This is a genomic window from Actinomadura sp. DC4 (assembly GCF_030406325.1).
GTDB lineage: Bacteria > Actinomycetota > Actinomycetes > Streptosporangiales > Streptosporangiaceae > Actinoallomurus.
Genome location: NZ_JAUEQY010000006.1, coordinates 320,709 through 346,573, shown reverse-complemented (window position 1 = coordinate 346,573; position 25,865 = coordinate 320,709). Strand labels below are relative to the sequence as shown.

Genomic DNA, 25,865 nt, shown 5'->3' with positions numbered 1-25,865 from the left:
ATGGGAGGTCAGTGTGGACTTTCACGACACACCGGAGGAGGCCGTGTTCCGTACGGAGCTTCGCTCCTGGCTCTCGGAACACTGGTCCGGCCGGCCGCTCGAAGGGGGCCGCGGCGACTTCGACGCGCTGCGCCGCTGGGGCGGTGAGCTGTACGACGCCGGGTACGTCGGGCTGACCTGGCCGGCCGCGTACGGTGGCCGCGGGCTGTCGCCGACGTTCCAGGCGATCTTCCTGGAGGAGATGTCGCGTGTGAACGCCCCGGGCCACCCCGGCGTCATCGGCCTCAACATGGCCGGGCCGACGATCATCGCGTGGGGCACCGACGAGCAGAAGCAGCGTTACCTCAAGCCGCTGCTGGACGGCACGGAGATCTGGTGCCAGGGCTTCTCCGAGCCCGGCTCGGGCTCCGACCTGGCCGCGGGCCGTACGAGCGCGGTCCTCGACGGCGACCAATGGGTGGTGAACGGGCAGAAGGTCTGGTCCTCTTACGCGCACAAGGCCGACTTCTGCATCCTCGTGGTCCGCACGGACCCGTCGGTGCCCAAACACGCCGGGCTCTCCTACCTCATCGTCGACATGCACGCCCCGGGTGTGACCGTACGGCCGCTGCACCAGATCACCGGCGACCCGGAGTTCAACGAGATCTTCTTCGACGACGTACGCGTGCCGCGCGACTCGATCCTGGGCGAGCCGGGCGACGGGTGGAAGGTCGCGATGACCACGCTGCTGCACGAGCGCGGCACGCTCGGTTTCGCGCTCTCCGCCGAGCTGGAGCGCATGGTCAACCAGCTGATCGCGCTGGTCAAGCAGCCCGGGCCCGACGGGCGCCGCCCCGCCGACGACCCGGTGATCCGCGACGCCGTCGCGAGCGAGTGGATCGAGATGCAGTCGCTGCGCTTCACCAACTACCGGTCGCTGACCGCGCTGCTGGAGACGGGCATCCCGGGCCCGGAGGGTTCGGGCGTGAAGCTCGCCTGGAGCGAGGCGAACCAGCGGCTGACCTCACTGGCCCAGTCGGTGTTCGGCCTGCACGCGCAGGTCACCGGCGACGAGGCGCCGTGGAACGGCTTCTGGCAGTACTGGCAGCTGCGGTCGCGCGGCAACACGATCGAGGCGGGGACGTCGGAGATCCTGCGCAACATCATCGCCGAGCGCGTCCTCGGCCTGCCGAAGGGACGTTGACCCCATGGACTTCGCGTTCTCCGAAGAACAGTCCGAACTGCGCGGTTTCGCGCGTTCGTTCCTCGCCTCGCGCTATGACGACGCGGCCCTGGCGTCGTACGCCGACGCCGGCGGCGACCCCTCGGTGTGGCCCAAGCTCGCCGAGATGGGCTGGCTCGACGCCGAGCTGACCTTCCTCGACCAGGCCGTGCTGTTCGAGGAGACCGGCTACCGGCCGCTGCCGGCGCCGTTCTTCTCCACGCTCGCCCTCGCGGCCCCGGCGCTGGACGAAGAGGCGGCCAAGCGCGTCGCCTCGGGTTCGCTGAAGGCGACGCTCGCGTGGGCCGAGGCCGGACGGCCGCAGGGCATCCTGGACCCGGTGGCCACGTCGTTCTCCGATGGGCGGCTGCGCGGGGACAAGGTCCTCGTGCCCGAGGGGGCGTCGGCCGACCTGTTCGTGGTCGTCGCGGACTCCGGGCTGTACGCGGTCGAGGCGGCGGACGCGGTCGTGACACCCCGCTCGACGCTGGACGGCACGCGGCGGGTCGCGGACGTTCGTTTCCCGGACGCGCCGGCGCGGCTCCTGGTCTCCGGCGAGGAGGCGCGAGCGCTTCTGGGCCGCATCCGTGACCGCGCGTACGCGGCACTGGCGCTGGAGGGCGTCGGCGTCGCCCAGCGGGCGCTGGACCTGCTCGTCGCGTACGCGAAGGAGCGGGAGCAGTTCGGCAAGCCGATCGGCGTGTACCAGGCGGTCTCGCACAAGGCGTCGAACGTCTACGTACGGCTGCAGGAGGCGCGGTCGCTGGCGTACTGGGCGGCGTGGTGCGTGTCGTCGGACGATGAGATGGTGCGCCAGGCGTGCCTGGCCGCCAAGTCCTTCGCGGGCGACGCGGCCGTCTTCGCCTGCGAGAACGCCATCCAGGGACACGGCGGGATCGGGTTCACCTGGGAGCACGTGCTGCACCGCTACTACAAGCGCGCGCAGTGGCTGGCGGCGTTCGACGGGCCCTCTCGTAGCCAGCGCGCGGAGGTCGCGGCGTTCCTCTTGGATTAGGGATGAAACCGGCGGACGTTGTTGGCACTCGGGTCTCCGATCACTACGGAGATCTGCCATGCCGCCGTCATCTGCACAGCGGCTCGACCGCCAGGCACGGCGACGCCTGGCGGTCCTTCACCACGCTGGGGAAGTCACCGGCAACGTTGGGCTGACCTGCCGCTACGACGGGATCAGCCGCTCTCAAGACGACGGCATCGACGGGCTGCGTGACCGCTCCAGCCGACCCCGCCACAGCCCGAACGCCACCCACGCCGAGCGCCACCACATCGGCCACTCCGCGGTCTGAAACATCCTCAAACGCCTCGGCTCGAACCCCATGCCGCCTCCGCTATATCCGCCGCGAACGCGCGCCGCATCCCGGTCACCGGCCCCGACGCGTACACCGTCACCGCTCCTCAGCGACACCGCTCGCCACGGAGACCAGGCGTCAGGTTTTCCACAGAGTGCTTCCGGATCTGGTTACCTGACGTGACTTTGCGATAACTTTCCGCAGTCGGTTGCTGGAGGTTGATCGCATGGTTCTGCGGTTGCTGCTCGTGGTGGCGGGGGCGAGTCTCGCCTACCTGCTGGCCGCCGTGGCGCTCGACCCGCGCGCGGCGTTGTCGGATCGGAGCCCGCGCCCGCCCCGGGCCGCCGTCGACGCCCGGCTGCGTGAGCTGGGGCTCGCGGGCTCCGTCCCGCGGCGTTACGCGCGCTGGGTCTCGGGCGTGGCGCGGGGCGACTTCGGCGAGACGCTCTCGGGCGCTCCGGCCGGTGACGAGCTGTGGCGGCGGGCCGGGGTGAGCCTGCGGCTGGTGGCGTGCGGTTTCGCGCTCGGCACCGCCGGGGGAGTGCTGCTGGGGTCGGCGGCGGCGGTCGCACGGCACGGTCCGGGCGACCGCCTGCTCACCGCCGCGACGCTGGCCCTGGTGTCGATGCCGGTCTTCGCCCTCGCCGTCCTGCTCCAGGCCGCCGCCCAGTGGGCGAACGCCCGCGCGGGCATGCGGGTCTTCGACTGGACGGGCGAATACACCCCGGGCGCACCGCCCGGCCTCGGCGGGCGGCTGCGGCATCTGGTGCTGCCGACCGCGACGCTGGCGCTCGGGCAGGCGGCGGTCTGCGCCCGCTACCAGCGCGGCGTGATGCTCGACGTGCTGAACGCGGGCTACGTGCGCACGGCGATGGCCAAGGGCCTGCGGCGACGGCAGGCGTTACTGCGGCACGGCCTGCGGGTCGCCGTCCTGCCGATGCCCATGTTCGCGGCGTACTCCCTGGCGGGCCTGCTGGCGGGCGCGGCCATCACGGAGAAGGCCTTCGCCTGGCACGGGCTGGGGGAGTGGCTGATCGACTCGATCCAGGCCGACGACGTGAACGCCGTGGCGGCCTGCGGCTGCGCCGCCGCGATCGCGATCGCCCTGGCCGGCCTGCTGGCCGACCTGTGCCGCGTCGTGCTCGACCCGCGGGTGCGGTCGTGACCCGGGCCCGTCTCGCCGTGGGGACCGGAGGTCTCGTGTCGCTGCTGGTCCTGGCGTACGCCGGGCCGTTGTGCGCACGGTGGAGCTGGGCGGGGGTCGACCTGAGCGCCTTCCGGCAGCCACCGTCCGCGGGTCACTGGCTCGGCACAACGCCGACCGGGCGCGACGTGTACGCGCTGACGCTGCGCGGTCTGCGATTCTCGCTCGTGAGCGGTCTGGTGGTCGCGGTGTGCGCCACCGGCCTGGCGGCGGTCACCGGCACGGTCGCGGGCTACCTCGGCGGCCGGACCGACCGTTCACTGATGTTCCTGGCGGACGTCCTGCTGGTCCTCCCGCCGCTCCTCGCCGTGGCGACCGTGTCGCCCGCCCTGCGCGGGGTCCTGGTGCTCGCGGCGTTCCTGTGGATGGTCACCGCGCGGGTCGTCCGGGCGATGACGGCGTCCTTGCGGGAGCGGGAGTTCGTCGTGGCGGCGCGCCACCTGGGAGTACGGCCGCCGGCGATCGTGGTCCGGCACATCGTCCCGCACCTGGCCTCGCTGCTGGCCGTCGACGCGACGCTCAACGTGAGCACGGCAGTGATCGGCGAGACCAGCCTGTCGTATCTCGGCCTGGGCGTCCGCCCCCCGGACGTGTCCCTGGGCACGGTCATCGCGGACGGCGCGTCCTCCGCGACGACGTTCCCGTGGTTGTTCGCGCCACCCGTGGCAGCCCTGGCCGCGGTCGTCGTCGCCGCCAACCTGCTGGGCGAGGGCCTGCGCGACGTGCTGGGTCCGGCCGCATGAACGTTCTGGAGGTATCGGGCCTGCACGTGACCTTCCCGGGCGGAGTGCGAGCCGTCCGGGGTCTGGACCTGGCCTTGGAGCCGGGGGAGGCGCTCGCGGTCGTGGGCGAGTCCGGCGCCGGAAAGTCGGCCACGGCCCTGGCCATGGTCGGCCTGCTGCCCGGGGGTGTGCGGGTCGAGGGATCGGTGAGGCTCCGGGGCCGCGAGCTCCTCGGCCTTGGCGACCGGGCACTCGCGAAGATCCGCGGCGGAGACCTCGCCCTGATCTGCCAGGACCAGGAGTTCACCCCGGTCTACCGAATCGGCCCCCAGATCGCCGAGGCGATCCGCCTGCGAGCCAAGATGTCGCGCCGCGAGGCCACCGGACGCGCGATCGGCGTGCTACGCGCCACCGAGATCCCGGACGCCCCTCGCGTCGCCCGCGCCTTCCCCCACGAGCTCTCTGGCGGCCTCCTGCGAAGAGCGATGATCGCCATGGCCATCGCCGGAACCCCGGCGGTCATCCTCGCCGACGAGCCCACCGCCGGCCTGGACCCCCCGACCCAGGCGAATGTTCTTGAGTCCCTGAGGTCCTACCGAAGCCGCACAGGCGCGGCCCTCCTGCTGATCACCCACGACCTGGGCATGGCCGTCAACTACGCCGACCGCGTGCTGGTGATGCGCGAAGGCCGTCTCGTGGAGACCGGCCGCACCGAGGAGGTCTTCACCCACCCGAACGAGCCGTACACCCGAGCCCTGCTCACCGCCGCCCCAACTCTGACGCGCCCCCGCCCACCCGACCGTCCGCCGGCGGCCGAAGCGCGCCAACCCGGCGAATCCGCAGGCGGCCCGAGTCTCGATGCCACGCGTCCTCCGGCGCTCGGGGCGGGGCGGACCGATTCCTCGGCCGGCCCTCTGCTTTCATCCGGACGCCCGACCGTCGCCGGAAGGTCCCACGGCGGCGAGTCCCCCAGAGACCCTGAACGCCGTGCCACCTCCCCTTGCACGCGGCCGGCCGGGACCGGCGACGCTCCGGTCAGCCCCCTCCCAGCGCCCGATCGCCCGCCCATCGCCGGTGGGCGTCGTGCCGACGAGCGTTCCGGCGTCCCAGGTCGCTGCGTCGCGTGTCCTTCCACACGGGCGGCTGAGGGGCACGTTGCCGGGATCGGGTTGCCGGAGGTGGCGGGTGACCTCCCGCCCGATGCGCGTTCGGGCCGGGCGGTGGTGCTGGAGGTGGGCGGGCTCGTCAAGCACTACCCGCTGCGCGGGGGAAGGCCGGTCCCGCGTCGGCGCGGTGTGGTGAAGGCCGTCGACGGGGCCGGCCTCGACATCCGCGCGGGCGAGACGTTGGGGCTCGTCGGTGAGTCCGGATGTGGCAAGACCACTCTGCTGATGGAGATCCTCCGGCTCGGAAGTGTCCAGGGCGGGCGGATCACCGTGTTCGGCCGGGACACCGCGACGCTGTCCGGAGCCGAACGCCGCAGGCTCCGTCGCGACCTGCAGTTCGTCTTCCAGGACCCGCTCGCCGCGCTCGACCCGCGTATGACGGCCGGCGCCCTCATCGCCGAACCCCTGCGTGCCCACCGCCGGCCCGGCATCGCCGCCCGCGTGCAGGAGCTGCTGCGCCTCACCGGCCTGGAACCCGCACACACGAACCGCCGCCCGGGCGAGCTGTCCGGCGGCCAGCGCCAGCGAGTCGGCATCGCCCGCGCGCTGGCGCTCGAACCCAGGCTCCTCCTGATGGACGAACCCTTCTCCGCACTCGACGTCTCGGTCCAGGCGGGCATCATCGCCCTGCTCCAGGAGCTGAAGACACGCCTGGGCCTGTCGTACCTGCTCGCCGCGCACGACCTCGCGGCGGTACGGCGACTCGCCGACCGCGTCGCCGTCATGCGCCTCGGCCGGATCGTGGAGATCGGTGACGCCGACGCCGTCTACGAGACACCCGCCCACCCCTACACCGAGACGCTGCTCGCCGCCGTCCCCCTGCTCGACCACCACGAACGAACCCCGCCGGGCTGCCGACAGGCGGCGGCGCCGCGGCGCCGCACGGCGGTATCGATCGGACCCCGTCCCGCCACACCGCTCCCGTCCCCACCCCGGGAGGTCCTGGACGCCCAGGACCGGCCCGGCTGTCAGTTCCGCACTCGCTGCCCGGTGTTCGCCACCCGCCCCGCCCGGGACCGCCACCGCTGCACGGACGAGCAACCCGAACTCCACCCCGTCGGCCCCGACCAGGCCGTCGCCTGCCACTTCACCCTGAGGAGCCCCTGATGAGGCCGCACACCGTGTCACCGGCCGGTGCGACCACGCCGCCCTGTTACGGACGGCCGACCCGAACTCCGGTGAGCCCCTGAGACCGCCGCTTCCCTCCCAAGGAGTCCCTGATGAGGTTGTTCGCCGCATTACTCGCGATACCCGGCGTCAGTCGGCTGCGCGGGCGAACCGCGTCCCTCGTGCCCAGAGCGGACCGTCCCCGCGACGGATCCCTGATGAGGGCGTACGTGACGTTGCTGCGGGCGGTTCTGACGTGGCTGTGTCGTTGGCGACGGACGGTCGCGGCGTCGTTGGCAGTGAGGCGCCCGATACCCGGCGTCCGCCGGTCACCGGGCAAACGAGGCGCCTCCCGATCGGGACGTCGTCCCCCGAAAGAGTCGCTGATGAGGCTCTACGTCGCCCTGCTGGCGGTGCTGTCGCTCCTGAGCGGATGCGCCGGGCCGAAAAACGAGACACCACATCGCGACGCGACGGCACAGACCATCGCCGCGTACGACATCGCGCCCATACCGTACGAGCGGGTGCGAGACGGCGGCACGCTGAGGCTCGCGACCACGGAGTTCCGTACGCAGTGGAACTACTGGTACCTGGGCGGCGCCGACCTGGACACCGCCCGGATCCTCGGCGCGATGATGCCGTGGCTGTTCCGCAGCGACCAGAACGGCAGAGTCACTCGCGACCCCGCCTACCTCACCCGCGCCGCGGTCACCCGGGCCGGTTCCCGGCAGGTCATCACGTACGACCTCCACCCGAAGGCCCGCTGGTCCGACGGCACGCCGCTCGGTTTCCGCGACTTCCAGGCCCTCTGGCGCGCCTGCCGTGGCCGCGACCCCGCGTACCCGATCACCACGTCGGCCGGGTACGAGCGCATCGAGAGCGTACGGCGAGGCACCAGCGACCGGCAGGTCGTCGTGACCTTCGCCCGGCCGTTCGGCGAATGGCGCGGCCTGTTCAGCCCGCTGTACCCGGCGAAGGGGATCGGCGGCCCGGCCGCGTGGAGTCACGCCTGGGTGGGCCGCATCCCGATCACGGCAGGCCCGTTCCGGCCCGAGCGGATCGACCGGACCGCGCGTACGGTCGCGATCGTCAGGGATCCGCGCTGGTGGGGGCGGCCTGCCAGGCTCGACCGCGTCGTGTTCCGGTACCTCGCTCGCGACGCCATGCCCGGGGCGTTCGCCAGCGGGGAGATCGACTCCTTCGACACGGGGGCCGACGCCGCCGCGTACCGGCGGGCGCGGCAGGTATCCGGCACCGTGGTCCGCCGGGCGGCCGGGCCGAACTTCAGCCAGCTCACCTTCAACGGCGCCGCGCCCGCGCTGGCCGACGTGAACGTCCGCCGGGCCGTCGCGATGGCCGTCGACCGTCGCGCCATCGCGCGTTCGTCGCTGGCCGGCCTCGGCTGGCCGGTACGCCTCCTGAACGACCACGCTTTCGTGAACACCCAGCAGGGCTACCGGGACAACGCGGGCGAACTGGACGCCTACGATCCCGTACGGGCCGGGCGCCTGCTCGACCAGGCGGGCTGGCGTTCCGACGGCTCCGTCCGCCGCCGGAACGGCGCGCCGCTGACGCTGCGCTACGTCTATCCGCTCAGCGCGGCGGCGAGCCGGCAGAGCGGCGAGCTGATGGGGGCCATGCTCGGACGGGTGGGCGTACGGCTGGAGCAGCGGCCCGTTCCGGACAGCGAGTTCTTCGACCGGTACCTCATCCCGGGCGCGTACGACCTAGCGCCGTTCTCCTGGATCGGCGGGCCCTTCCCGATCTCCGGCCTGGAGCCGATCTACGGGCGCCCGCGCGGCGGCGACCCGCGGCAGAACGTCGCCCGGATCGGCTCACCACGGCTCGACGCCGTCCTCGGCCGGGCCACCGGCGAGCTGAACGCGGCGCGGGCACGCCGGTACGCGAACGAGGCGGACCGGATGATCTGGGCGGAGGTGCACTCACTGACGCTGTACCAGCGTCCCGAGATCGTGCCGACCCGCCGCACCCTCGTGAACTGGGGCGCCTTCGGGCTCTCCACGCCGGTATGGACCGACGTCGGTTTTCAGGCGGTCACCAGAGGCTCGGCGAGCCGTACGGGCCCCGCCCGCCGGTTACGGCCTCTTCGGCTGTGACCTTCATCGGGGTGTTGCGGAGCGCGTCCTCGGCGGCTTGAACGATGCTGATCAGCGCCCATCTGAGCTGCCGGCGCTGGGTGTCGACGTTGCCCGGATAGCCCACGCCCGGCTGCGCGTGTTGGGCCACGTCGAACGAACTGTTGAGCATTCGTTCAAGATCAATGGCGTCCTTCCTGACGCCATTTACCGCTTGGGCGAGCTTCCCGTAGAACGGGTTGTCAAACAGCACTCCCGCCATCGCCGGCACCCTTCTGCCCACGCTGTTCAGTGGCTGTGATGCTAACCAGCATTCCCCATGGTGAACAGGCCCCAACGGCAGGAACTTGCCCCCCAGGCGTCGCTGCGCCGTGGGGCGTGGCGAGCGCTATACCGCGACCTGGCTGGTTCTGACCGTGTACAGCCGCAGAAACGCCATGATCGTCGTCTTTCGGGCCACCGATTGGCGGGGGACAAAGGATCGGGCCCGCCGGGGTAAACCGCCGTGACGGGCGTGCCGGGATTGCTGTCCGACCGATCCGATTCGATACGGAGAGAGAGTGGGTGATTACTATCAATGACCAAGGCGACGAGCCGGAACCCGGCCATGAGGCCGGGTTCCGGCTCGCTGAGTGAGGAGTTTCGCTACGCCGTCGGGTGTCCTCCTTCCGCTCGGCGGGGCGGGTTCTCAGCCGCAGCGGTAGACGGTCTGGCCGGTCTGGCCGGTCTGGGTGGAGGTCGTGAGGCCGTAGGTGGCGGGTTTGACGGCCGTGCAGTTCTTCGTGACCCACGAGGTCACCGCCGAACTGCCGCCACCGCCCGGGCCGCCTCCGAACCCGCCTCCGCCGGTCATCACGTAGTGCAGCTTCCCGGCCTTGACGTACGCCTGCAGCTTCGCGACGGTCATCGCCGGGTCGCTGCCGGTGAAGCCGCCCATGGCCATCACCGCCTGCCCGGTCTGCAGGATGATCGAGGACGCGTTCTGGGCGCTGGGGACCGCGAGGAGCCAGGTCGCGCCGCCACGGTTCTTCTCCAGGTACGAGATGAGCTGAGAACTGACCTGGCCCATCCCGTCCGGCCCGCCCCCACCGGGCCCGCCAGGCCGACCACCCGCCCCGGACCCACCAGGCGCGCCCGACCCACCAGGCGCGCCCGACCCGCCGGGAGCGCCCGAGCCGCCGGGAGCGCCCGAGCCGCCGGGAGCGCCCGAGCCGCCGGGAGCGCCCGTGCCGCCGAACGGGGGCTGACCGCCGGGGAAGCGCCCTTCCCGCATCATCTCGCGGACCGCCGCGGGCATCTGTCCACCGCCACCCGGCCGGCCACCGGGCCCGCCCATCCCGAAGCCACCGCCCGACGACGGACCGGCCAGCGGATTGCTGCCGTTCGTACCGCCGGACGAGGCGGCCGAGACCGCGTACGCGGCCGGCCCGGCCAGCCCCGCCAGCAGACCGACCCCCGAGGCCACGAGCATCACTCGCCCCATCCGCGAGGCCGCAGGCCGCGTGCCGGAGTCACCGGACCGCCCCGACGAGGCCCCGGATCCAGGCGGCGCCGAGGCCGTCCCACGCTTCAGGTGCCCCAGCCGGGAGGCTTTGGGCTGCGCCTCAGCGGCATCTGAGCGCTCCGACGACGAAACCACCTCGTCCGGGGGCCCGTTATCGGCCGTCGTCATGGCCGCCGAGCGGGCGTTGTCGCCGATGTCGCGCCCGAAGCGAACGGCCAGCAGGCCGGCCACGGCCATCACGGTGAGCGCAGCCACCGTCCATGGCAGCCAGCCGTTCCACGACGGTGTCCGGCGCAGGAGTGCGAACGACCAGGCACCCGTCACCGCGACGCCCAGCGGCAGGACCCACGCCCACGCGCCGGAGCGGCGGTACGCGTCGAAGAGGAGCACCGCGCCGATGCCCGTCAGCGCCCCGATCGCCGGAGCCAGCGCGGTCGTGTAGTACGGGTGCATCGTGCCGTTCGAGAAGCTGAACACCACGAAGTGCACCACCAGCCAGCCGCCCCACAGCACGACCGCCGCCCGTGCAAGGTCCGTGCGCGGACGCCGCCACAGCAAGATCAGGCCGGCGACCAGCGCCAGCCCGGCGAACGGCAGCAGCCACGAGATCTGGCCCCCCACGACATCGTTGAACAGCCGGCCCGGCCCCGAGGCGCCCGCGAAGCTCGCCCCCTGGCCCCCACCCCCCGGTCCGCCGCCGTTCTCGCCCGTCACCCGGCCGAGGCCGTTGTAGCCGATGACCAGGTCCCAGACCGTGTTGTCCGTGCTGCCCCCGATGTAGGGCCGGTCGGAGGCCGGGATCAGGTCGACCACGACCATCCACCAGAAGCTGGAGACCGCGAGGACCGCCCCCGCGGCGAGCAGGTGCAGGACCCGCCGCAGCCAGGTGCCCTGCCCGAACAGCAGGACGGCGAAGAACAGCGCCGGCAGCAGGACGTACGCCTGGAGCATCTTGGTGTTGAAGCCGCATCCGAGGAAGAACGCCGAGGCCAGCAGCCACGACAACCGCCCCGACTCGAGCGCGCGCTGCGCCGCCCACGCGGCCAGCACGAGCAGCAGCACCAGCAGCGTGTCCGGGTTGTTGTCCCGGTTGATCGCCACCGTCATCGGCGTCAGCGTCATGACCAGCGCGGCGATCAGGCCGGCCACCGGGCCGAAGGCGCGCCGCACGGTCGTGTACAGCAGGCCGACCGCGGCGACGCCCATGAGGACCGACGGCAGCAGCAGGCTCCACGTCCCGAAGCCGAAGACGCGCGCGAAGATCTCCTGGACCCACAGCGCCATCGGCGGCTTGTCCACCGTGATGAAGGACCCGGAGTCCAGCGAGCCGAAGAAGAACGCCTTCCAGCTCAGAGTGCCGCTCTTGACCGCGGCCGAGTAGTACTCATTGGCGTATCCGGACAGGCCCCACGCGTAGAGCACGGCGGCCAGCGCCAGGATCGCGGCCAGCGCGGGCCGTGCCCAGCGCGGGTCCGGACCTGGCGCCACCCGATCCACGGGCCGGGCCGAAACGGGCGCCGAAAGAGTCGTCATCGGGTCTGCTCCTCAAGGACGGCGACGCGGCGCGGGTGGAACACCCAGGCGCGCAGCAGGACGAACCGGATCACGGCGGCGAACAGGTTGAGCCCCAGCAGGGCGGCCACCTCGGCGAGCCGCGGCGCGCGCGGCGACAGCGCGTGCAGCGCCGCGAGCCCGCCCGTGCTGACCGCGAGGCCGACGAGGAAGGCCACGCCGCCCTCCAACTGGTGCCGTACGGCACGCCGCTTGCCGATCACACCGAAGGTGAAGCGCCGGTTCGCGGCCGTGTTCGCGATCGCGGCGAGAAAGTAGGACACCACGTTGGCGAGGATCACCGGCAGCAACAGCCGCAGCAGTGCGTACAGGATCAGCTGCGCCACGGTGCTCACCACGCCGATCACCGCGAAGCTCGGCACCTGCGAGCGCATCCCGGCCGGCAGCCGCTCCGGGCGCGACGGGACCGGTACCCGCAGCGCGCCGGACAGCAGCCGGCGGCCCATCCGGGCCATGCCGCGCAGGTCGTCCAGGGCGGTGTGGAACACGTCGACGCGGCTGTCGGGGTCGTCGATCCAGTCGACCGGCACCTCGTGGATGCGCAGGCCGTTCTTCTCGGCGAGCAGCAGCAGCTCGGTGTCGAAGAACCACGCCTGGTCCTCCACGGCCGGCAGCAGCGCGCGTACGACCTCGGCCCGGCCCGCCTTGAACCCGCACTGCGCGTCGGAGAACCGCGCCGCGAGCGTCGTGTGGAGCAGCAGGTTGTACGCACGGGAGATGATCTCGCGCCGGGGCCCGCGGACCACCGCCGAGCCGCGCGACAGCCGGCTGCCGATGGCCAGGTCGCTGTGGCCCGACACGAGCGGGGCGACCAGCGGCAGGAACGCGTCCAGGTCGGTGGACAGGTCGACGTCCATGTACGCGACGACGTCGGCCTCGCTGGTGCCCCAGACGTGCCGCAGCGCCCGCCCGCGGCCCTTGCGCTCCAGGTGCACGGCCTCGACCTCCGGCAGTTCGAGCGAGAGCCGTTCGGCGACCTCCCAGGTCCGGTCCGTGCTGGCGTTGTCCACGATCGTGATCACGAACCGGTACGGGAACGTCTCGATGAGGTACGTGTGCAGGCGCCGTACGCTCGCCGCCAGAACATGTTCTTCGTTGTAGGCCGGAATCGCGATCTCGATGAGGGGACCGCGCGGCTCGGAGAGTCCCTCGATCACGCGAAACCGCATCTGCGGTCCCGGTGACAGGGAAGTCGTCAGCTCGCTCATACCGACCAAGGTCGTCGCCGACCGTGGGAGTGGAGTGAGCCGTTTCTTAACCGCCCATGAGAAAAGTCGGCTCGGCCGGAGCGGGCGTGCCCGGCAGCCGCAGCCACGCCGACGTGCCGCCGCCCTCGGCCGCTCCCAGCCGGATCTCGCCGCCCGTCTCGCGTACGGCGCGCGCCGCGATCGCCAGCCCCAGCCCGGATCCGGGCAGGCCACGCGCCGACGGGGAGCGCCAGAACCGGTCGAAGACATAACGCAGGTCCTCGGCCGGGATGCCCGGCCCCTCGTCGGTCACGGTCAGCTCGCCCTCGTCGAGCCGTACGGTCACCGTCCCGCCGGGAGGGCTGAACTTCACCGCGTTGTCCAGGAGGTTCACGAAGGCGCGCTCCAGCGACGCGGCGTCGCCGCGCACGTACCAGGGCGAGACCTCCGCGTCGATGCGGATCGAGGGGCCGCGCGGCCGCGCCCGGCGCACCGCGTTGTCCACGACCTCGTGCAGCGCGACCTCGCCCAGGGACGAGGCGGCCTCGGCGCGGGAGAGGTCCAGCAGGTCGCCGACGAGGCTGGACAGCTCGACGAGCTGCGCCTTCACGTTGACGAGCAGCCGTGCCTTGTCGCCGGGAGGCAGCGGCCGTCCGGTCGTCTCGCTGCGGAGCATCAGGTCGACGTTGGTGCGCAGGCTGGTCAGCGGCGTGCGCAGCTCGTGTCCGGCGTCCACGATGAGCTGCTGCTGGCGGTCGCGGGAACCGGCCAGCGCGCGGGTCATGCTGTTGAAGGACCGGCTCAGCCGCGCGATCTCGTCCTTGCCGCCCTCGGGGATCGTGGTGGCGAGGTCCTCGGTGCGCGCGATGTGCTCGACCGCGTCCGTCAGCCGGTCCACCGGTTTGAGCCCGGCGCGCGCGATGAGCAGGCCCGCGACGGCCGCGCCGAGCACGCCGACCGCCGCGACCGCGACGAGCAGCAGCGCCAGGCTGTTGAGCGAGTCGGTGACCTGGGTGAGCGGCCGGGCGGTGGACACCGCCACGCCGGCGGGGTCCGGGCGGGTGAACACGCGCATCGGCGTGCCGTCCGTCGTCTCGCCGTCGCGGAAGGTGGCCCCTCTGACTCCTTGCGCGACCTGGATGTCGGACGGGGCGACCTTGAGCGTCTGCGTGGCGCCCTGCGCGCTGCAGGACGAGCCGTCCGGCTCCACGACCTGCAGCGTCGGCAGGAACTGGCGGAACCGGTCGTCGCCGCCCTGGGAGGGCTTGTCACAGATGTCGCGCGCGCCCCCGAACCCGCCGCCGCCCGAGGGCCCGCCGGCGCCCGGACGGGACAGCGACTGGTCGAGCTGGTCGATCAGCCGGCCGCGTACGACGAACCAGCAGCCGACCGCGCAGGCCGCGACCGCGACCGCGACGGCGAAGCTGGTCAGGACCGCGAGCCGGGCTCGCAGTGACAGGTGGCGCGTCACGGCCCCCTCCTTCGACCGATCATGGGGTCCGCAGCACGTACCCGACGCCGCGCACGGTGTTGATGAGACGCGGTTCGCCGGTCTTGCGGCGCAGGTACATCACGTACACGTCCAGGGAGTTGGACGAGGGCTCGAAGTCGAAACCCCACACCGCCTTGAGGATCTGCTCGCGGGTCAGCACCTGGCGGGGGTGGGTGAGGAACATCTCCAGCAGCGTGTGCTCGGTACGGGTGAGGTCGAGGGGCCGGCCGTCGCGGGTGACCTCGCGGGTGAGGGTGTTCATCCGCAGCCCGGCGTACTCCAGGATGTCGCCGCCGCGCGTGGTAGCCAGGCTGCGGCGCAGCAGCGCGCGGACGCGGGCGAGGAGTTCGTCGAGCTCGAACGGTTTGACGAGGTAGTCGTCGGCGCCCGCGTCCAGGCCGGTCACCCGGTCGCCGATCGTGTCGCGGGCGGTCAGCATGAGCACCGGGAGCGTCTCCCCGCGGGCGCGCAGGCGGCGGCACGTCGTCAGCCCGTCCATGCGCGGCATGAGGACGTCGAGGATGGCCAGGTCGGGGCGCGTACGGTCGAGCTCGTCCAGCGCCGCGAGGCCGTCGGTCGCCGTGACCACCTCATAGTCCTCGAACTCCAGGCTGCTCGCGAGGGATTCACGGACCGCGGGTTCGTCGTCCACCACCAGAATGCGCACGTCACCGACGGTATCCCGCGATTCGACCGGAACGAGCTGACGTACGGCCGTTCTCATTGAAATCTCAGGGGATGGGCACCTGGATCGCGCGCCGGTCCGGGGTGAAGCGCGGGTTCCAGACGTACAGCCCCAGGTCGCGCGCGTCGGTGGAGTCGCTCACCGGCAGGTCGGTGGCGACCCGGACCAGATAGCTGGCCCCGGCGGGGATGTACTGGTCCTCGTCCTCGGTATGCGGCGCGGCGAAGCCGAGCGTGTTGACCACGTCGGTGTGGTCCGGGAGCGTGCACATGTCCGACGGGGCGCCCGGTTGCGGCATGCAGCGGGTCTTGGCCGTGCCGACGGTCAGCGACCGCTTGACGAACAGGTCGGCGGGGAAGTCCAGCAGCGCCGGGGCGGTGCCCGTGTTGGTGATCACGTAGTCGACGTACCCGAGCGTCGCGCCCTCCGGCGGCGGCGTCTTGGTGCTGGCGAGCGGCCGGTCGTCGGTCCCGGCCTTGACCGCCGCGAGCGAGTAGGAGTAGCCGTCCGGCGTGGTGACGTCGAGCTTGGTGCCAGTTTTCAGCTGCGACAGGCGGCGGACGCCGCCCTTCGCCGCCGTGGCGCTCGTACGCGCCGCCACCGAACGCGGGATCGGCTCGGACCCGTTGTGGTGAGAGCGGACCATCATGATCAGGCCGGCGACCGCGCACACGCCGAGCACGCCGGTCACGCCGCCCGCTATGCCGAGGCGGGCGGCGTGACCCGACTGCTTGTTCCGTCGATGCGAATGGTGACTGGGTGCCATGGCTTCACGTCCGAGTCGGGTGCCGGTCACGCTGCCTCACGTTGTCGCAGGCAGCCGCGGTCCGACGCTGATCGAGTCCCATAACGTAGCAAAGCACTCGGAGGGAATGCTGCCACTGGGCCGATGACTCCTGGTCAGGGCACCATCCACGACAGGACCGCCACCGACTGCAACAGCGCGAGGACGCACATCCCGGCGAGGAAGACGAGGCTCCAGACGATGACCCGCCGGAAGATGTCGCCCTCCTTGCCGTCCATGCCGACGGCCGCGGCGGCGATGGCGAGGTTCTGCGGGGAGACCATCTTCCCGAGCACGCCGCCGGAGCTGTTCGAGGCCGCCATGAGCAGCGGCGACAGGTCCGCCTTGCCGGCGGCGGCCACCTGCAGGGCGCCGAACAGGGAGTTGGAGGAGGTGTCGGAGCCGGTCACCGCCGTGCCGAGCCAGCCGAGCACGGGGGAGAGGAAGGCGAAGAACCAGCCGGCGCCCGCCATCCAGGTGCCCAGCGTGATCGTCTGGCCCGAGGCGTTCATCACGTACGCGAGGCCCAGCACCGCCATGACGGTGACGATCGCCCAGCGCAGCTGCACGAGCGTCGCCCAGTACGCGCGGAGCGCCCCCGCGACGCTGACCTTGAGCGCGATCGCGGTCAGCAGGCCGGAGACCAGCAGCAGGCTCCCGGCCGCGTTCAGCCAGTTGACCTTGAACTGCGGCAGCGTCGAGGCCTTGCCCGACGCGCCGGTGATGTGCAGGCCGGGCCAGTTGACGATCTTGGTCGGCTCGTCCAGCCAGCCCTTGATCGGCTCGATCTGCGCGAGCACGAAGACGACGATGATGATCGCGTACGGAGCCCACGCCCGTACGATCTCGCCACGGGCGTCAGGGCGTGCGACCCGCCCGGCGAACTCCGGCGTCGGCTCGTCGGCGGCCCCTCCGGCGACGACCGGCGTGGCCTCGGTGCCACCGAGCGTCTCGCCCGGCTGCCAGACCCGCAGCAGCGCGACCAGGACGACCACCGAGAACAGCGACGCGACGATGTCGGTGAGCGGCACGGACAGGTGGTTCGAGGTGATCCACTGGGCGACGCCGAACGACACGCCCGCGGCCAGCGCCGCGACCCACGTCTGGGCGACGCCGCGGCGGCCGTCGACGATGAAGACCAGCACGAGCGGGACGAAGATCGCCAGGATCGGCGTCTGGTGGCCGACCATGGCGCCGAGCGTGTCGCTCGACATGTGCGTCACGCCGCCGAGCGTGATGATCGGGATGGCCATCGCGCCGAACGCCACCGGCGCCGTGTTGGCGACGAGCGCGACCACCGCGGCCTTGAGCGGCTTGAAGCCCATCGCGATGAGCATCACCGACGTGATCGCCACCGGGGTGCCGAATCCGGCGAGCGCCTCCAGCAGCGCGCCGAAGGAGAACGCGATGATGATCGCCTGGATCCGCTGGTCGTCACTGACCTGGGCGAACGTCCGGCGCAGCACGTCGAAGTGCCCGGTCTCCACCGTCATCGTGTAGATCCAGATCGCGTTGATCACGATCCACAGGATCGGGAAGAAGCCGAACACCGCTCCCTCGCTGCCGGCCAGGAAGGCCTGGCCGACGGGCATGCTGTACGCCCAGATCGCGATCACGAGCGAGACGGCGAGAGCGATCACCGACGCCAGCCACGCGCGCATGCGCAAGAGGCCGAGCAGCACGAACAGGGTGATCAGTGGGAGCGCCGCTACGAGCGAGCTCCAGGCCAGTGAGTGGGCGACGGGATCGAGAACCTGGCGGTACAACGGGGGTCACCTCCGGGTGGACACGAACTCCTTGCCGATCCCCCGAATGGACGCGTCGAGTACTTCAGCGGTGTGGGCCACCGCGATCTTCTCGCCCCGGCGCCCCAGCGCCGTGGCGATCTGCAGAGAACAGCCGGGGTTGGCCGCCACGAGAAGGTCCGCGCCGACCGCCGAGACGTTCGCGGCCTTGCGGTCGCCCAGCTCGCCGGCGGCCTCCGGCTGGAGAAGGTTGTAGACGCCCGCCGAACCGCAGCAGATGTCGGGGTCGGCGATCTCCCGTACCTCCAGGCCGGGAATGCTCTTCAGCAGGTCACGGGGCTGGGCGCGGATGCCCTGCGCGTGCGCGAGGTGGCACGCGTCGTGGTAGGCGACGCTCAGCTCCAGCGGGTGCCGGGTGGCGCGCGGGCCCAGCTCGGCGAGGTATTCGGCCAGGTCACGGGTCTTGGCGCTGAACTCCCGCGCCCGCTCGGCCCACTCCGGCTCGTCGGCCAGCACGTCGGCGTAGTCCTTCATCGCCGACCCGCAGCCGGCCGCGTTGACCACGACCACCTCGACGTCCGCGAACGAGGCGATCGTGGCCTTGGCGAAGTCCTTCGCCTCGGCGGCCCGGCCGCTGTGCAGCGACAGCGCTCCGCAGCAGCCCTGGCCCTTGGGGACGAGGACGTCGCAGCCCTCCATCGACAGCACGCGGGCGGTCGCGGCGTTGACGCCCGGGAAGAACTCCCGCTGCACGCAGCCGGTGAGCATGCCGACGACGGCACGGCGCTCGCCGCACGCCTCGACGCGTTCGGGCAGCTTCACGTGCCGGGCGCGCGGCGGGGCGAGCCGCTCCATGGCGGCGAGCGTGGGGGAGAGGCGTTCGAGCAGCGGGCTCAGGTTGATCCTGGACGCCTGGTACGCGCGGAGCGGCAGGCGCAGGGCCCGCAGCCGCTTCGGGTACGGGAAGACCGCGAAGATCGCCTCGCGGAGCAGCCGGTCGGTGCGCGTGCGCGGCCTTTCGTCCTCGACCCGGGCGCGGGTGACCTCGATGAGCCGGTCGTACTGGACGCCCGACGGGCAGGCGGTCACGCAGGCCATGCAGCCGAGGCAGCGGTCGAAGTGCTCGACCATCGAGCCGCTGAGCGGCTCGCCCTTCTCGAGCTGTGTCATCAGGTGGATGCGCCCGCGCGGGGAGTCCATCTCCTCGCCCCACAGCTCGTACGTCGGGCAGGTCGGCAGGCAGAACCCGCAGTGCACGCAGTCGTCGAGCAGCTTGGGGAAGTCGTCCATCAGATCCCTCCCGCGAAACGTCCCGGCGACAGGCGGTGCCCGGGGTCGAACTGGTCCTTCACGCGCCGCATCAGCGGCAGGGCCGGGATCGGACCCCATCGGTCGAGCGCCGTGCCGTCCGGCGCGGCGAGCACGACGGCGGTGGCGTGCCGCCGCAGCCGCGTAAGAGCCTCCTCCGCGCCGTCCACGGGCAGCGTGACGTGCCAGACGCCGCGCCCGGCCGAGCCGCGGACGTGCCCGGGCTCCGAGTCGAAGATCGCGGGAAGCCGGGACGGGGCCGCGCGCACCTCGGCGAGGACGTCTCCTTCGGGCAGCCGTCCCCACCAGGCGGGCGGCGCGTCGGTGATCTCGCCGCCGATGAGCTCCCGCGCCGCCTCCGCACGATGGGGCACCGCCTCGGCGACCCCTTCGAGCAGGACGGTGACGTTGATCGGACCCGGCCCGTCGACCTCGATCGCGGCCGGTACGAGCGGCGAGCGCAGCAGCGCGCGCGTCAGCTCCAGTGCCTGCGCGGCGTCCCCGGCGGTCGCGGTGACGTACGCGCTCGCCTGCGGCAGCGGGTGCAGGCGGAACGCCGCCTCGGTGATCAGGCCGAGGGTGCCGCGCGACCCGGTGTAGAGCTTGCCGAGGTCATAGCCCGCGACGTTCTTGACCACCTTGCCGCCGGCGTGCGCGACGACGCCGTCCGCGCGCACGACCGTGATGCCGATGAGCAGGTCGCGGGCCGAACCGTAGAGCAGCCGCCGTGGGCCCGCGGTCGCGGCGGCGACCGCGCCGCCGACCGTCGCGCCCGGCACGAGGCCGTCCAGCGCGAGCTGCTGCCGGCTGTCCGCGAGGACCTCCTGCAGGTCGTCGAGAGGAAGGCCCGCCTCGGCCTTGACGACGAGGTCGCCCGCCACGTGCTCGATCACCCGGGCGAGCCGCCGCGTGTCGACGATCAGGTCGCAGCGCTCGGGCGGGGCGCCCCAGTGCAGCTTGGTGGCGGCGCCGCGCGGCACGATGGTCAGCTCGTGCTCGGCGGCGGCGCGCAGCAGGTCGCTCGCCTCGGCCACGGTCGACGGCGCGGCGACGTAGGAGGCGGCGATCCCCTGGATCGCGTCTTCGGGTTCGGCGGGACGCGCGTCGCACGCCTTCGCGAGGGTGTCGAGGGGAGAGGCCATCAGAACAGGTCCGCCTTTCCGCTCTCCACGAGCGGGTGGACCTTCGTACGCCGCCCCGGCACCTCGCCGCACAGCCGCGGGGTGGGATACACCTTGCCGGGGTTGCACAATCCGTCCGGGTCGAAGGCGCACCGGACCATCTGCATGGTGTCCAGGTCCTCCTCGGTGAACATCCGGGGCATGTGCTTGGCCTTGTCGACGCCCACGCCGTGCTCGCCGGTGATCGACCCGCCGTGTTCGATGCACAGGTCGAGGATCTTCGCCGACACGAGCTCGGCGCGCTCGCCCGCGCCCGGGACGGCGTCGTCGAACAGCACCAGCGGGTGCAGGTTGCCGTCGCCGGCGTGGAAGACGTTGGCGACGCGGACGCCGCTGTCGCCGGACAGCTCGTCGATGCGGGCCAGCACCTCGGGCAGCGCCGTACGGGGGATCACGCCGTCCTGGACGATGTAGTCGGGGCTGATCCGCCCCACCGCGGCGAACGCGGACTTGCGGCCGCGCCAGATCAGCGCCCGCTCGATGTCGTCGGCGGCCACCCGGATCTCGAACGCGTCGCCGCACAACTCCTTGGCCTGCGCGAACTGGCGTTCGACCTCGGCGGCGGGGCCGTCCAGCTCGACCACGAGGACCGCGCCGGCGCCCGCGGGGTACTCACAGCGCACCGCGGCCTCGGCGGCCTCGATCGACAGGGCGTCCATCATCTCGATCGCGGCGGGCACGACACCGGCCGCGATGATCGCCGAAACCGCCTCGCCCGCCTGCTCGATCGAGGTGAACGCCGCGAGCAGCGTCTCGACGGCCTCCGGCACCCGCGTCAGCCGTACGGTGATCTTGGTGGCGATGCCGAGCGTGCCCTCCGAGCCCACGAACGCGCCGAGCAGGTCGTAGCCGGGCCCCTCGGTGAGCTCCACGATGTCGCCGTCGGGCGTGACGATCTCGCAGGCCACGACGTGGTTGACGGTGAAGCCGTACTTCAGGCAGTGCGCGCCGCCGGAGTTCTCCGCGACGTTGCCGCCGATGGAGCAGATCTGCTGGCTGGAGGGGTCCGGCGCGTAGTAGTAGCCGTGCGGCCGCGCGGCCTTGGAGACGTCGAGGTTGATCACGCCCGGCTCGACGACCGCGCGCTCGTCGTCGACGTCGATCTCCAGGATGCGGCGCATGCGCGAGGTGACGATCAGCACCCCGTCGGTGCGGGGGAGCGCTCCCCCGGACAGGCCGGTGCCGGAGCCGCGCGCGATGAACGGGACGTTCTCGGCGGTGCAGGCCCGTACGATCTCGGCGATCTGCTCGGCGCCGTCGGGCAGGACCACCACGCCCGGCGTCGCCCGGTGGTAGGTCAGTCCGTCGCACTCGTACGTGCGGAGTTCGGCGGGGTCGGTGATGACGTTCTTCGCTCCGGTGATGACCTTGAGTCGCTCCGCGAGCCCGTCGAGCCCTGCTGTCACAACACCCATCCTTGACCTTTCTGGACAGATCCAAACTAGTCGGAATCAAGGCGTGACCTGGCACCTCCGGGCAAGGCGTTGACCTGCTGAAGGGCGGACCGGAATCCTGCGCTGGTGAACTCGAACGCCTGGCTTGACACGGACGACCGGCTCATCCCCGGCACGGAGATCTTCCGCAGCGACCGCCGGTTCGCCCTGTGGGCGTACGCCGGCGGCCGGCTGCTCCTGCGCAGCACCGGCGAGACGACGGTGGACCTGCTGTTCCAGCCGGTCGAGGCCGTCAAGATCCGCGACGGGCTCGACCGGCTGGTGATCAGGTGCGCGACCGCCGAGGAGGCGGAGCGGATCGGCGGGCGGCGCGTCTTCCTGCTGGAGACCGAGGGGCGTACCGACCACGTCGTCGCCGCGGCGGTCGGCTGGCAGGAGGGCGTCCTGGAGCCCACCCGGCACAGCTTCTTCGACGCCGGCGACGCCTACGCCTGGCCGACCCAGCCGCTGGGCGGCGCCGGCGCGGGCTTCAACATCGCCTCCGGCCGCGACCTGATCGCCGCCCTCGGCACCTCCGAGGACGGCGATCGGCCGCGGCGCGAGACGTACCGCATGGTCTACGTCGTCATGACCGGGCCGCGGCTCGGCAGCGAGTCGGGCACCGGGGTGTTCCTGTCCCGCGCGGACGCCGAGGAGGCCTGCGCGCGGATCGCCCCGCGGGTGCCGGACTGCTGGATCGAGACCCTGCCGATCGCGATCTGAGCGGTCAGAGCATCCGCTCGTAGGCGGGCACGGTGAGGAAGTCGGCGTAGTCATCGGCGAGCGCGACCTCCTTGAACAGCGACACGGCGTCGGCGAACCGCTTCTCGTCGAAGGCGTCGCCGTAGGACTCGCGGATCTTGCCGAGCTCCTCGTCGATGAGCCGCTCGACCAGGTCGGGGGTGACCTTCGGGCCGTCGGCCAGCTCGACGTCGTTGTGGATCCACTGCCACACCTGCGAGCGGGCGATCTCGGCGGTCGCGGCGTCCTCCATCAGGTTGAAGATCCCCACCGCCCCGTTGCCGCCCAGCCAGGTGGCGATGTACTGCAGACCGACGCTGATGTTGTTGCGCAGGCCCGCCTCGGTGATCTCACCGGGGGTCTTGTCGACCGCCAGCAGGTCCGAGGCGGACACCGACACGTCCTCACGGAGCCGGTCGCGCTGGTTCGGCCGGTCGCCGAGAACGCCGTCGAAGATCTCGCGGCAGATGTCCACCATGCCGGGGTGGGCGACCCAGGACCCGTCGAAGCCGTCCTCGGACTCACGGGTCTTGTCCGCCCGCACCTTCTCGAAGGCGGCCTTGTTGACCTCTTCGTCGCGCCGCGAGGGGATGAACGCGGCCATGCCGCCGATCGCGTGGGCGCCACGCTTGTGGCAGGTGCGCACGAGAAGCTCGGTGTACGCGCGCATGAACGGCGCGGTCATCGTGATCGCGTTCCGCTCGGGCAGCAGGAACTGTCGCCCGCGCGAGCGGAACTTCTTGATCACCGAGAAGAGGTAGTCCCACCGGCCGGCGTTGAGCCCCGCGGAGTGGTCGCGCAGCTCGTACAGGATCTCCTCCATCTCGAACGCGGCCGGGATGGTCTCGATCAGCACGGTCGCGCGGATCGTGCCGCGCGGGATCTCCAGGAGGTCCTGGGCGAGGTTGAAGACGTCGTTCCAGAGACGGGCCTCGTGACGGCTCTCGATCTTCGGAAGGTAGAAGTACGGTCCCTTGCCCTTGTCGAGCTGGCGGCGCGCGCAGTGGAAGAAGTAGAGGCCGAAGTCGAACAGCGAGGCCGACATGCGGTCGCCGTCCACGAGGACGTGCTTCTCCTCCAGGTGCCAGCCGCGCGGGCGCACGACGATGGTGGCGAGCTCCTCGTCCGGCTTGAGCGCGTACGACTTGCCGCCGGTCTCGAAGTCGAGCCGCCGGTCGAGGGCGTCGCGCAGGTTGAGCTGGCCGCCGACCATGTTCTCCCAGGTCGGGGTGTTCGCGTCCTCGAAGTCGGCGAGCCAGACCTTGGCGCCGGAGTTGAGCGCGTTGATCGTCATCTTCTGGTCGGTCGGGCCGGTGATCTCGACGCGGCGGTCCTCCAGGCCGGGGGCCGGGTCGGCCACCCGCCAGGTGTCGTCGTGGCGCACGTCGGCGCTGTCCGCCGGGAACTCCAGCGTGCCGCCCTGGGCCAGCTCCTCCTGCCGTTCGGCGCGCAGGCCGAGCAGCTCACGCCGCCGGGCGCCGAACTCGCGCTGGAGGGCGGCGAGGAAGCCCAGCGCATCGGGCGTGAGGATCTCCTCGAAACGCCCCTCGACGGGGCCGGTCAACTCCACGCCTGCGGGTCCAGCCATGTACCTGCCCTTTCGTATAGCGAAAAACCACTTCTGCTTAGCGGAAAGACTAATAACGTGTTCGCGGACCGGTCAAAGCGGGGTCCGCCTTCCCCTTACCCCCGTCCAGGTCCGGTGCCCCGTACGGATATCGAGGTGTGCGAATCGGCCACTCGTGGCAGCATCAAGGAAGATCCGGGGATGTTCCGGCGTTGACATGGGGGAAGATGTCTACTTTTTCCTACGAAGAGCCAGAGCCGCTGACCGGTGAGCTCGACCTCGAGGACCGCCAGGCACTGCGGCGGGTCGCGGGGCTGTCCACCGAGCTCCGCGACGTCACCGAGGTCGAGTACCGGGCCCTGCGGCTCGAACGCGTCGTCCTCATCGGCGTCTGGACCGAGGGCGACGAGGCCCACGCCGAAAACTCCCTGCGCGAGCTCGCGCTCCTCGCCGAGACCGCCGGTTCGGAGATCCTCGAAGGCCTGATGCAGCGGCGTTCGCGGCCCGACCCGGCGACCTACGTCGGTTCCGGCAAGGCGCTGGAGCTGCGCGACGTCGTCATCTCCTCGGGCGCCGACACCGTGATCTGCGACGGAGAGCTGGCCCCGAGCCAGCTGCGCCGCCTGGAGGAGATCGTCCAGGTCAAGGTCATCGACCGTACGGCCCTGATCCTGGACATCTTCGCCCAGCACGCCAGCAGCCGCGAGGGCAAGGCCCAGGTGGAGCTGGCGCAGCTCGAATACCTGATGCCGCGCCTGCGCGGCTGGGGCGGCAACCTGTCCCGTCAGGTCGGCGGCCGTGCCGCCGGCGGCGTGGGCATCGGCGGCCGCGGCCCCGGTGAGACCAAGATCGAGCTGGACCGCCGGCGCATCCGCACCCGCATGGCCAAGCTCCGCCGCCAGATCGGCGAGATGGGCAAGGCGCGCGACACCAAGCGGTCCCAGCGGCGCACCCGCGCGGTGCCCGCCGTCGCGATCGCCGGCTACACCAACGCCGGCAAGTCGAGCCTGCTCAACCGCCTCACGGGCGCGGGAGTGCTGGTGGAGAACGCCCTGTTCGCCACCCTCGACCCGACGATCCGCCGCGCGCAGACGCCGAACGGGCGCGCCATCACGCTCGCCGACACCGTCGGTTTCGTCCGGCACCTGCCACACCAGCTCGTCGAGGCGTTCCGCTCGACGCTGGAGGAGGTCACCGACGCCGACCTGATCCTCCACGTGGTCGACGGCTCCGACGCCGACCCGGAGGCCCAGATCGCCGCCGTACGCGAGGTGCTGCGCGACGTCGGCGGCGCCGACGTGCCCGAGCTGATCGTCATCAACAAGGCCGACCTCGCCGACGAGATGGCGATCGCGCGGCTGCGCCGCCAGGAGCCGCACAGCGTCGTCGTCTCGGCGCGCACCGGCGCCGGCATGGAGGAGCTGCTCCAGGCGATCGAGGACGGCCTCCCGCGCGCCGAGCGTGAGCTGCACGTCCTGGTGCCGTACGACCGGGGTGACCTGGTCGCGCGCGTACACGATCTGGGAGAGGTGCTCTCTCAGGAGCACACCGCCGAGGGCACCGCGCTGCACGCGCGGGTTCCGGAGCGGATGGCGGCCGAGCTGGAGCCGTACGCCTCCGCACAGGTGTGAGAACGTCCCCGGCCGGGGCCGACGTGTTCGGCCCCGGTCGCCTTTCTGGTACCCGCCGTCCTCGGGGCCTTTCTGAGGTATCGTCAAAGCGCCTGTAGCAGTCGGCCGTTGGGGCGGTTGAGGGTTTGGTTAACCGGTCAAAGGCTGTACAGGGGGGCGTCGGTGCACTACCGTGACGAAACCGAGATTTCCGGGTTCGTTGCTCCGGATGGTCGTCTGACCATCTCCTTAA

Annotated in this window: 20 protein-coding genes; 9 read left to right on the top strand and 11 right to left on the bottom strand. The window is 71.7% G+C overall.

Translation table 11 applies throughout. The features are described 5' to 3' along the window. Positions 1–13: 13 nt before the first annotated feature. From QWU11_RS13065 to QWU11_RS13035, 7 genes are all read left to right on the top strand, one after another. Entirely contained in the window at positions 14–1,183 is a 1,170-nt protein-coding gene (locus tag QWU11_RS13065; RefSeq protein WP_290105474.1) for an acyl-CoA dehydrogenase family protein, read from the top strand. Between the two features lie 4 nt (positions 1,184–1,187). Continuing rightward, the gene (locus tag QWU11_RS13060; protein WP_290105473.1) at positions 1,188–2,216 is read left to right on the top strand and encodes an acyl-CoA dehydrogenase family protein; all 1,029 of its coding nucleotides are present in this window, start codon (positions 1,188–1,190) and stop codon (positions 2,214–2,216) included. Between the two features lie 58 nt (positions 2,217–2,274). Further along, positions 2,275–2,505, top strand: coding sequence for a leucine zipper domain-containing protein (locus tag QWU11_RS13055; RefSeq protein ID WP_290105472.1), 231 nt, complete (start codon positions 2,275–2,277; stop codon positions 2,503–2,505). A 229-nt stretch (positions 2,506–2,734) separates the two neighbouring features. Further along, positions 2,735–3,673 (top strand): ABC transporter permease, encoded by a 939-nt coding sequence (locus tag QWU11_RS13050; RefSeq protein WP_290105471.1) that lies wholly within the window; start codon positions 2,735–2,737, stop codon positions 3,671–3,673. Continuing rightward, positions 3,670–4,455 carry an ABC transporter permease gene (locus QWU11_RS13045; RefSeq protein WP_290105470.1) on the top strand — a complete coding sequence of 262 codons (786 nt, stop codon included), beginning with the start codon at positions 3,670–3,672 and terminating at the stop codon, positions 4,453–4,455. Before QWU11_RS13050 ends, QWU11_RS13045 begins: the two co-directional genes overlap by 4 nt. Continuing rightward, a complete protein-coding gene (locus QWU11_RS13040) occupies positions 4,452–6,707 on the top strand; it encodes an ABC transporter ATP-binding protein (RefSeq protein WP_290105469.1) in 2,256 nt (751 codons plus the stop codon). The genes QWU11_RS13045 and QWU11_RS13040 overlap by 4 nt, the downstream gene beginning before the upstream one ends. A gap of 386 nt (positions 6,708–7,093) precedes the next feature. Beyond that, positions 7,094–8,824, top strand: a complete 1,731-nt coding sequence (locus QWU11_RS13035; protein WP_290105468.1) for an ABC transporter family substrate-binding protein — start codon at positions 7,094–7,096, stop codon at positions 8,822–8,824. On the opposite strand, the gene QWU11_RS13030 is transcribed toward QWU11_RS13035, so the two are convergent. The 10 genes from QWU11_RS13030 to QWU11_RS12985 form a co-directional block, all read right to left on the bottom strand. Next, positions 8,763–9,065: a hypothetical protein gene (locus tag QWU11_RS13030; RefSeq protein ID WP_290105467.1), complete on the bottom strand. Its 303-nt coding sequence runs from the start codon at positions 9,063–9,065 to the stop codon at positions 8,763–8,765. The two genes, QWU11_RS13035 and QWU11_RS13030, sit on opposite strands and share 62 nt — an antisense overlap. Positions 9,066–9,491: 426 nt before the next feature. Beyond that, positions 9,492–11,840, bottom strand: coding sequence for a glycosyltransferase family 39 protein (locus QWU11_RS13025; protein ID WP_290105466.1), 2,349 nt, complete (start codon positions 11,838–11,840; stop codon positions 9,492–9,494). Beyond that, entirely contained in the window at positions 11,837–13,087 is a 1,251-nt protein-coding gene (locus QWU11_RS13020; protein WP_290105465.1) for a bifunctional glycosyltransferase family 2/GtrA family protein, read from the bottom strand. Before QWU11_RS13020 ends, QWU11_RS13025 begins: the two co-directional genes overlap by 4 nt. 46 nt (positions 13,088–13,133) lie before the next feature. Beyond that, entirely contained in the window at positions 13,134–14,537 is a 1,404-nt protein-coding gene (locus tag QWU11_RS13015; RefSeq protein WP_290105464.1) for a HAMP domain-containing sensor histidine kinase, read from the bottom strand. 19 nt (positions 14,538–14,556) lie between these two features. Continuing rightward, positions 14,557–15,225, bottom strand: coding sequence for a response regulator transcription factor (locus tag QWU11_RS13010; protein ID WP_354670839.1), 669 nt, complete (start codon positions 15,223–15,225; stop codon positions 14,557–14,559). 64 nt (positions 15,226–15,289) lie between these two features. After that, a complete protein-coding gene (locus QWU11_RS13005) occupies positions 15,290–15,934 on the bottom strand; it encodes a hypothetical protein (RefSeq protein ID WP_290105463.1) in 645 nt (214 codons plus the stop codon). A gap of 209 nt (positions 15,935–16,143) precedes the next feature. Further along, positions 16,144–17,793: an L-lactate permease gene (locus QWU11_RS13000; RefSeq protein ID WP_290105462.1), complete on the bottom strand. Its 1,650-nt coding sequence runs from the start codon at positions 17,791–17,793 to the stop codon at positions 16,144–16,146. Between the two features lie 6 nt (positions 17,794–17,799). After that, positions 17,800–19,062 (bottom strand): heterodisulfide reductase-related iron-sulfur binding cluster, encoded by a 1,263-nt coding sequence (locus QWU11_RS12995; RefSeq protein ID WP_290105461.1) that lies wholly within the window; start codon positions 19,060–19,062, stop codon positions 17,800–17,802. Then, positions 19,062–20,222, bottom strand: coding sequence for an FAD-binding oxidoreductase (locus tag QWU11_RS12990; RefSeq protein ID WP_290105460.1), 1,161 nt, complete (start codon positions 20,220–20,222; stop codon positions 19,062–19,064). The genes QWU11_RS12995 and QWU11_RS12990 overlap by 1 nt, the downstream gene beginning before the upstream one ends. Continuing rightward, the gene (locus QWU11_RS12985) at positions 20,222–21,676 is read right to left on the bottom strand and encodes an FAD-linked oxidase C-terminal domain-containing protein (RefSeq protein ID WP_290105459.1); all 1,455 of its coding nucleotides are present in this window, start codon (positions 21,674–21,676) and stop codon (positions 20,222–20,224) included. Before QWU11_RS12985 ends, QWU11_RS12990 begins: the two co-directional genes overlap by 1 nt. Before the next feature lie 105 nt (positions 21,677–21,781). Here QWU11_RS12985 and QWU11_RS12980 point away from each other — a divergent pair, with 105 nt between their 5' ends. Then, positions 21,782–22,417 carry a hypothetical protein gene (locus QWU11_RS12980; RefSeq protein ID WP_290105458.1) on the top strand — a complete coding sequence of 212 codons (636 nt, stop codon included), beginning with the start codon at positions 21,782–21,784 and terminating at the stop codon, positions 22,415–22,417. A 4-nt stretch (positions 22,418–22,421) separates the two neighbouring features. Here QWU11_RS12980 and aceB read toward each other — a convergent pair whose 3' ends face one another. After that, the gene (gene aceB / locus QWU11_RS12975; protein ID WP_290105457.1) at positions 22,422–24,023 is read right to left on the bottom strand and encodes a malate synthase A; all 1,602 of its coding nucleotides are present in this window, start codon (positions 24,021–24,023) and stop codon (positions 22,422–22,424) included. A 206-nt stretch (positions 24,024–24,229) separates the two neighbouring features. Here aceB and hflX point away from each other — a divergent pair, with 206 nt between their 5' ends. After that, positions 24,230–25,633, top strand: a complete 1,404-nt coding sequence (gene hflX, locus QWU11_RS12970) for a GTPase HflX (RefSeq protein WP_290105456.1) — start codon at positions 24,230–24,232, stop codon at positions 25,631–25,633. Positions 25,634–25,865: the final 232 nt, after the last annotated feature.

Bases quoted from the DNA above. Each gene is read 5' to 3' on its own strand.
- QWU11_RS12985 (WP_290105459.1), bottom strand. From the start codon at position 21,676: ATGGGTGTTGTGACAGCAGGGCTCGACGGGCTCGCGGAGCGACTCAAG.
- QWU11_RS13040 (WP_290105469.1), top strand. From the start codon at position 4,452: ATGAACGTTCTGGAGGTATCGGGCCTGCACGTGACCTTCCCGGGCGGA.
- QWU11_RS13050 (WP_290105471.1), top strand. From the start codon at position 2,735: ATGGTTCTGCGGTTGCTGCTCGTGGTGGCGGGGGCGAGTCTCGCCTAC.
- QWU11_RS13025 (WP_290105466.1), bottom strand. From the start codon at position 11,840: ATGACGACTCTTTCGGCGCCCGTTTCGGCCCGGCCCGTGGATCGGGTG.
- QWU11_RS12990 (WP_290105460.1), bottom strand. From the start codon at position 20,222: ATGGCCTCTCCCCTCGACACCCTCGCGAAGGCGTGCGACGCGCGTCCC.
- QWU11_RS12995 (WP_290105461.1), bottom strand. From the start codon at position 19,062: ATGGACGACTTCCCCAAGCTGCTCGACGACTGCGTGCACTGCGGGTTC.
- QWU11_RS13035 (WP_290105468.1), top strand. From the start codon at position 7,094: ATGAGGCTCTACGTCGCCCTGCTGGCGGTGCTGTCGCTCCTGAGCGGA.
- QWU11_RS13060 (WP_290105473.1), top strand. From the start codon at position 1,188: ATGGACTTCGCGTTCTCCGAAGAACAGTCCGAACTGCGCGGTTTCGCG.
- QWU11_RS13020 (WP_290105465.1), bottom strand. From the start codon at position 13,087: ATGAGCGAGCTGACGACTTCCCTGTCACCGGGACCGCAGATGCGGTTT.
- hflX (WP_290105456.1), top strand. From the start codon at position 24,230: ATGTCTACTTTTTCCTACGAAGAGCCAGAGCCGCTGACCGGTGAGCTC.
- QWU11_RS13055 (WP_290105472.1), top strand. From the start codon at position 2,275: ATGCCGCCGTCATCTGCACAGCGGCTCGACCGCCAGGCACGGCGACGC.
- aceB (WP_290105457.1), bottom strand. From the start codon at position 24,023: ATGGCTGGACCCGCAGGCGTGGAGTTGACCGGCCCCGTCGAGGGGCGT.
- QWU11_RS13030 (WP_290105467.1), bottom strand. From the start codon at position 9,065: ATGGCGGGAGTGCTGTTTGACAACCCGTTCTACGGGAAGCTCGCCCAA.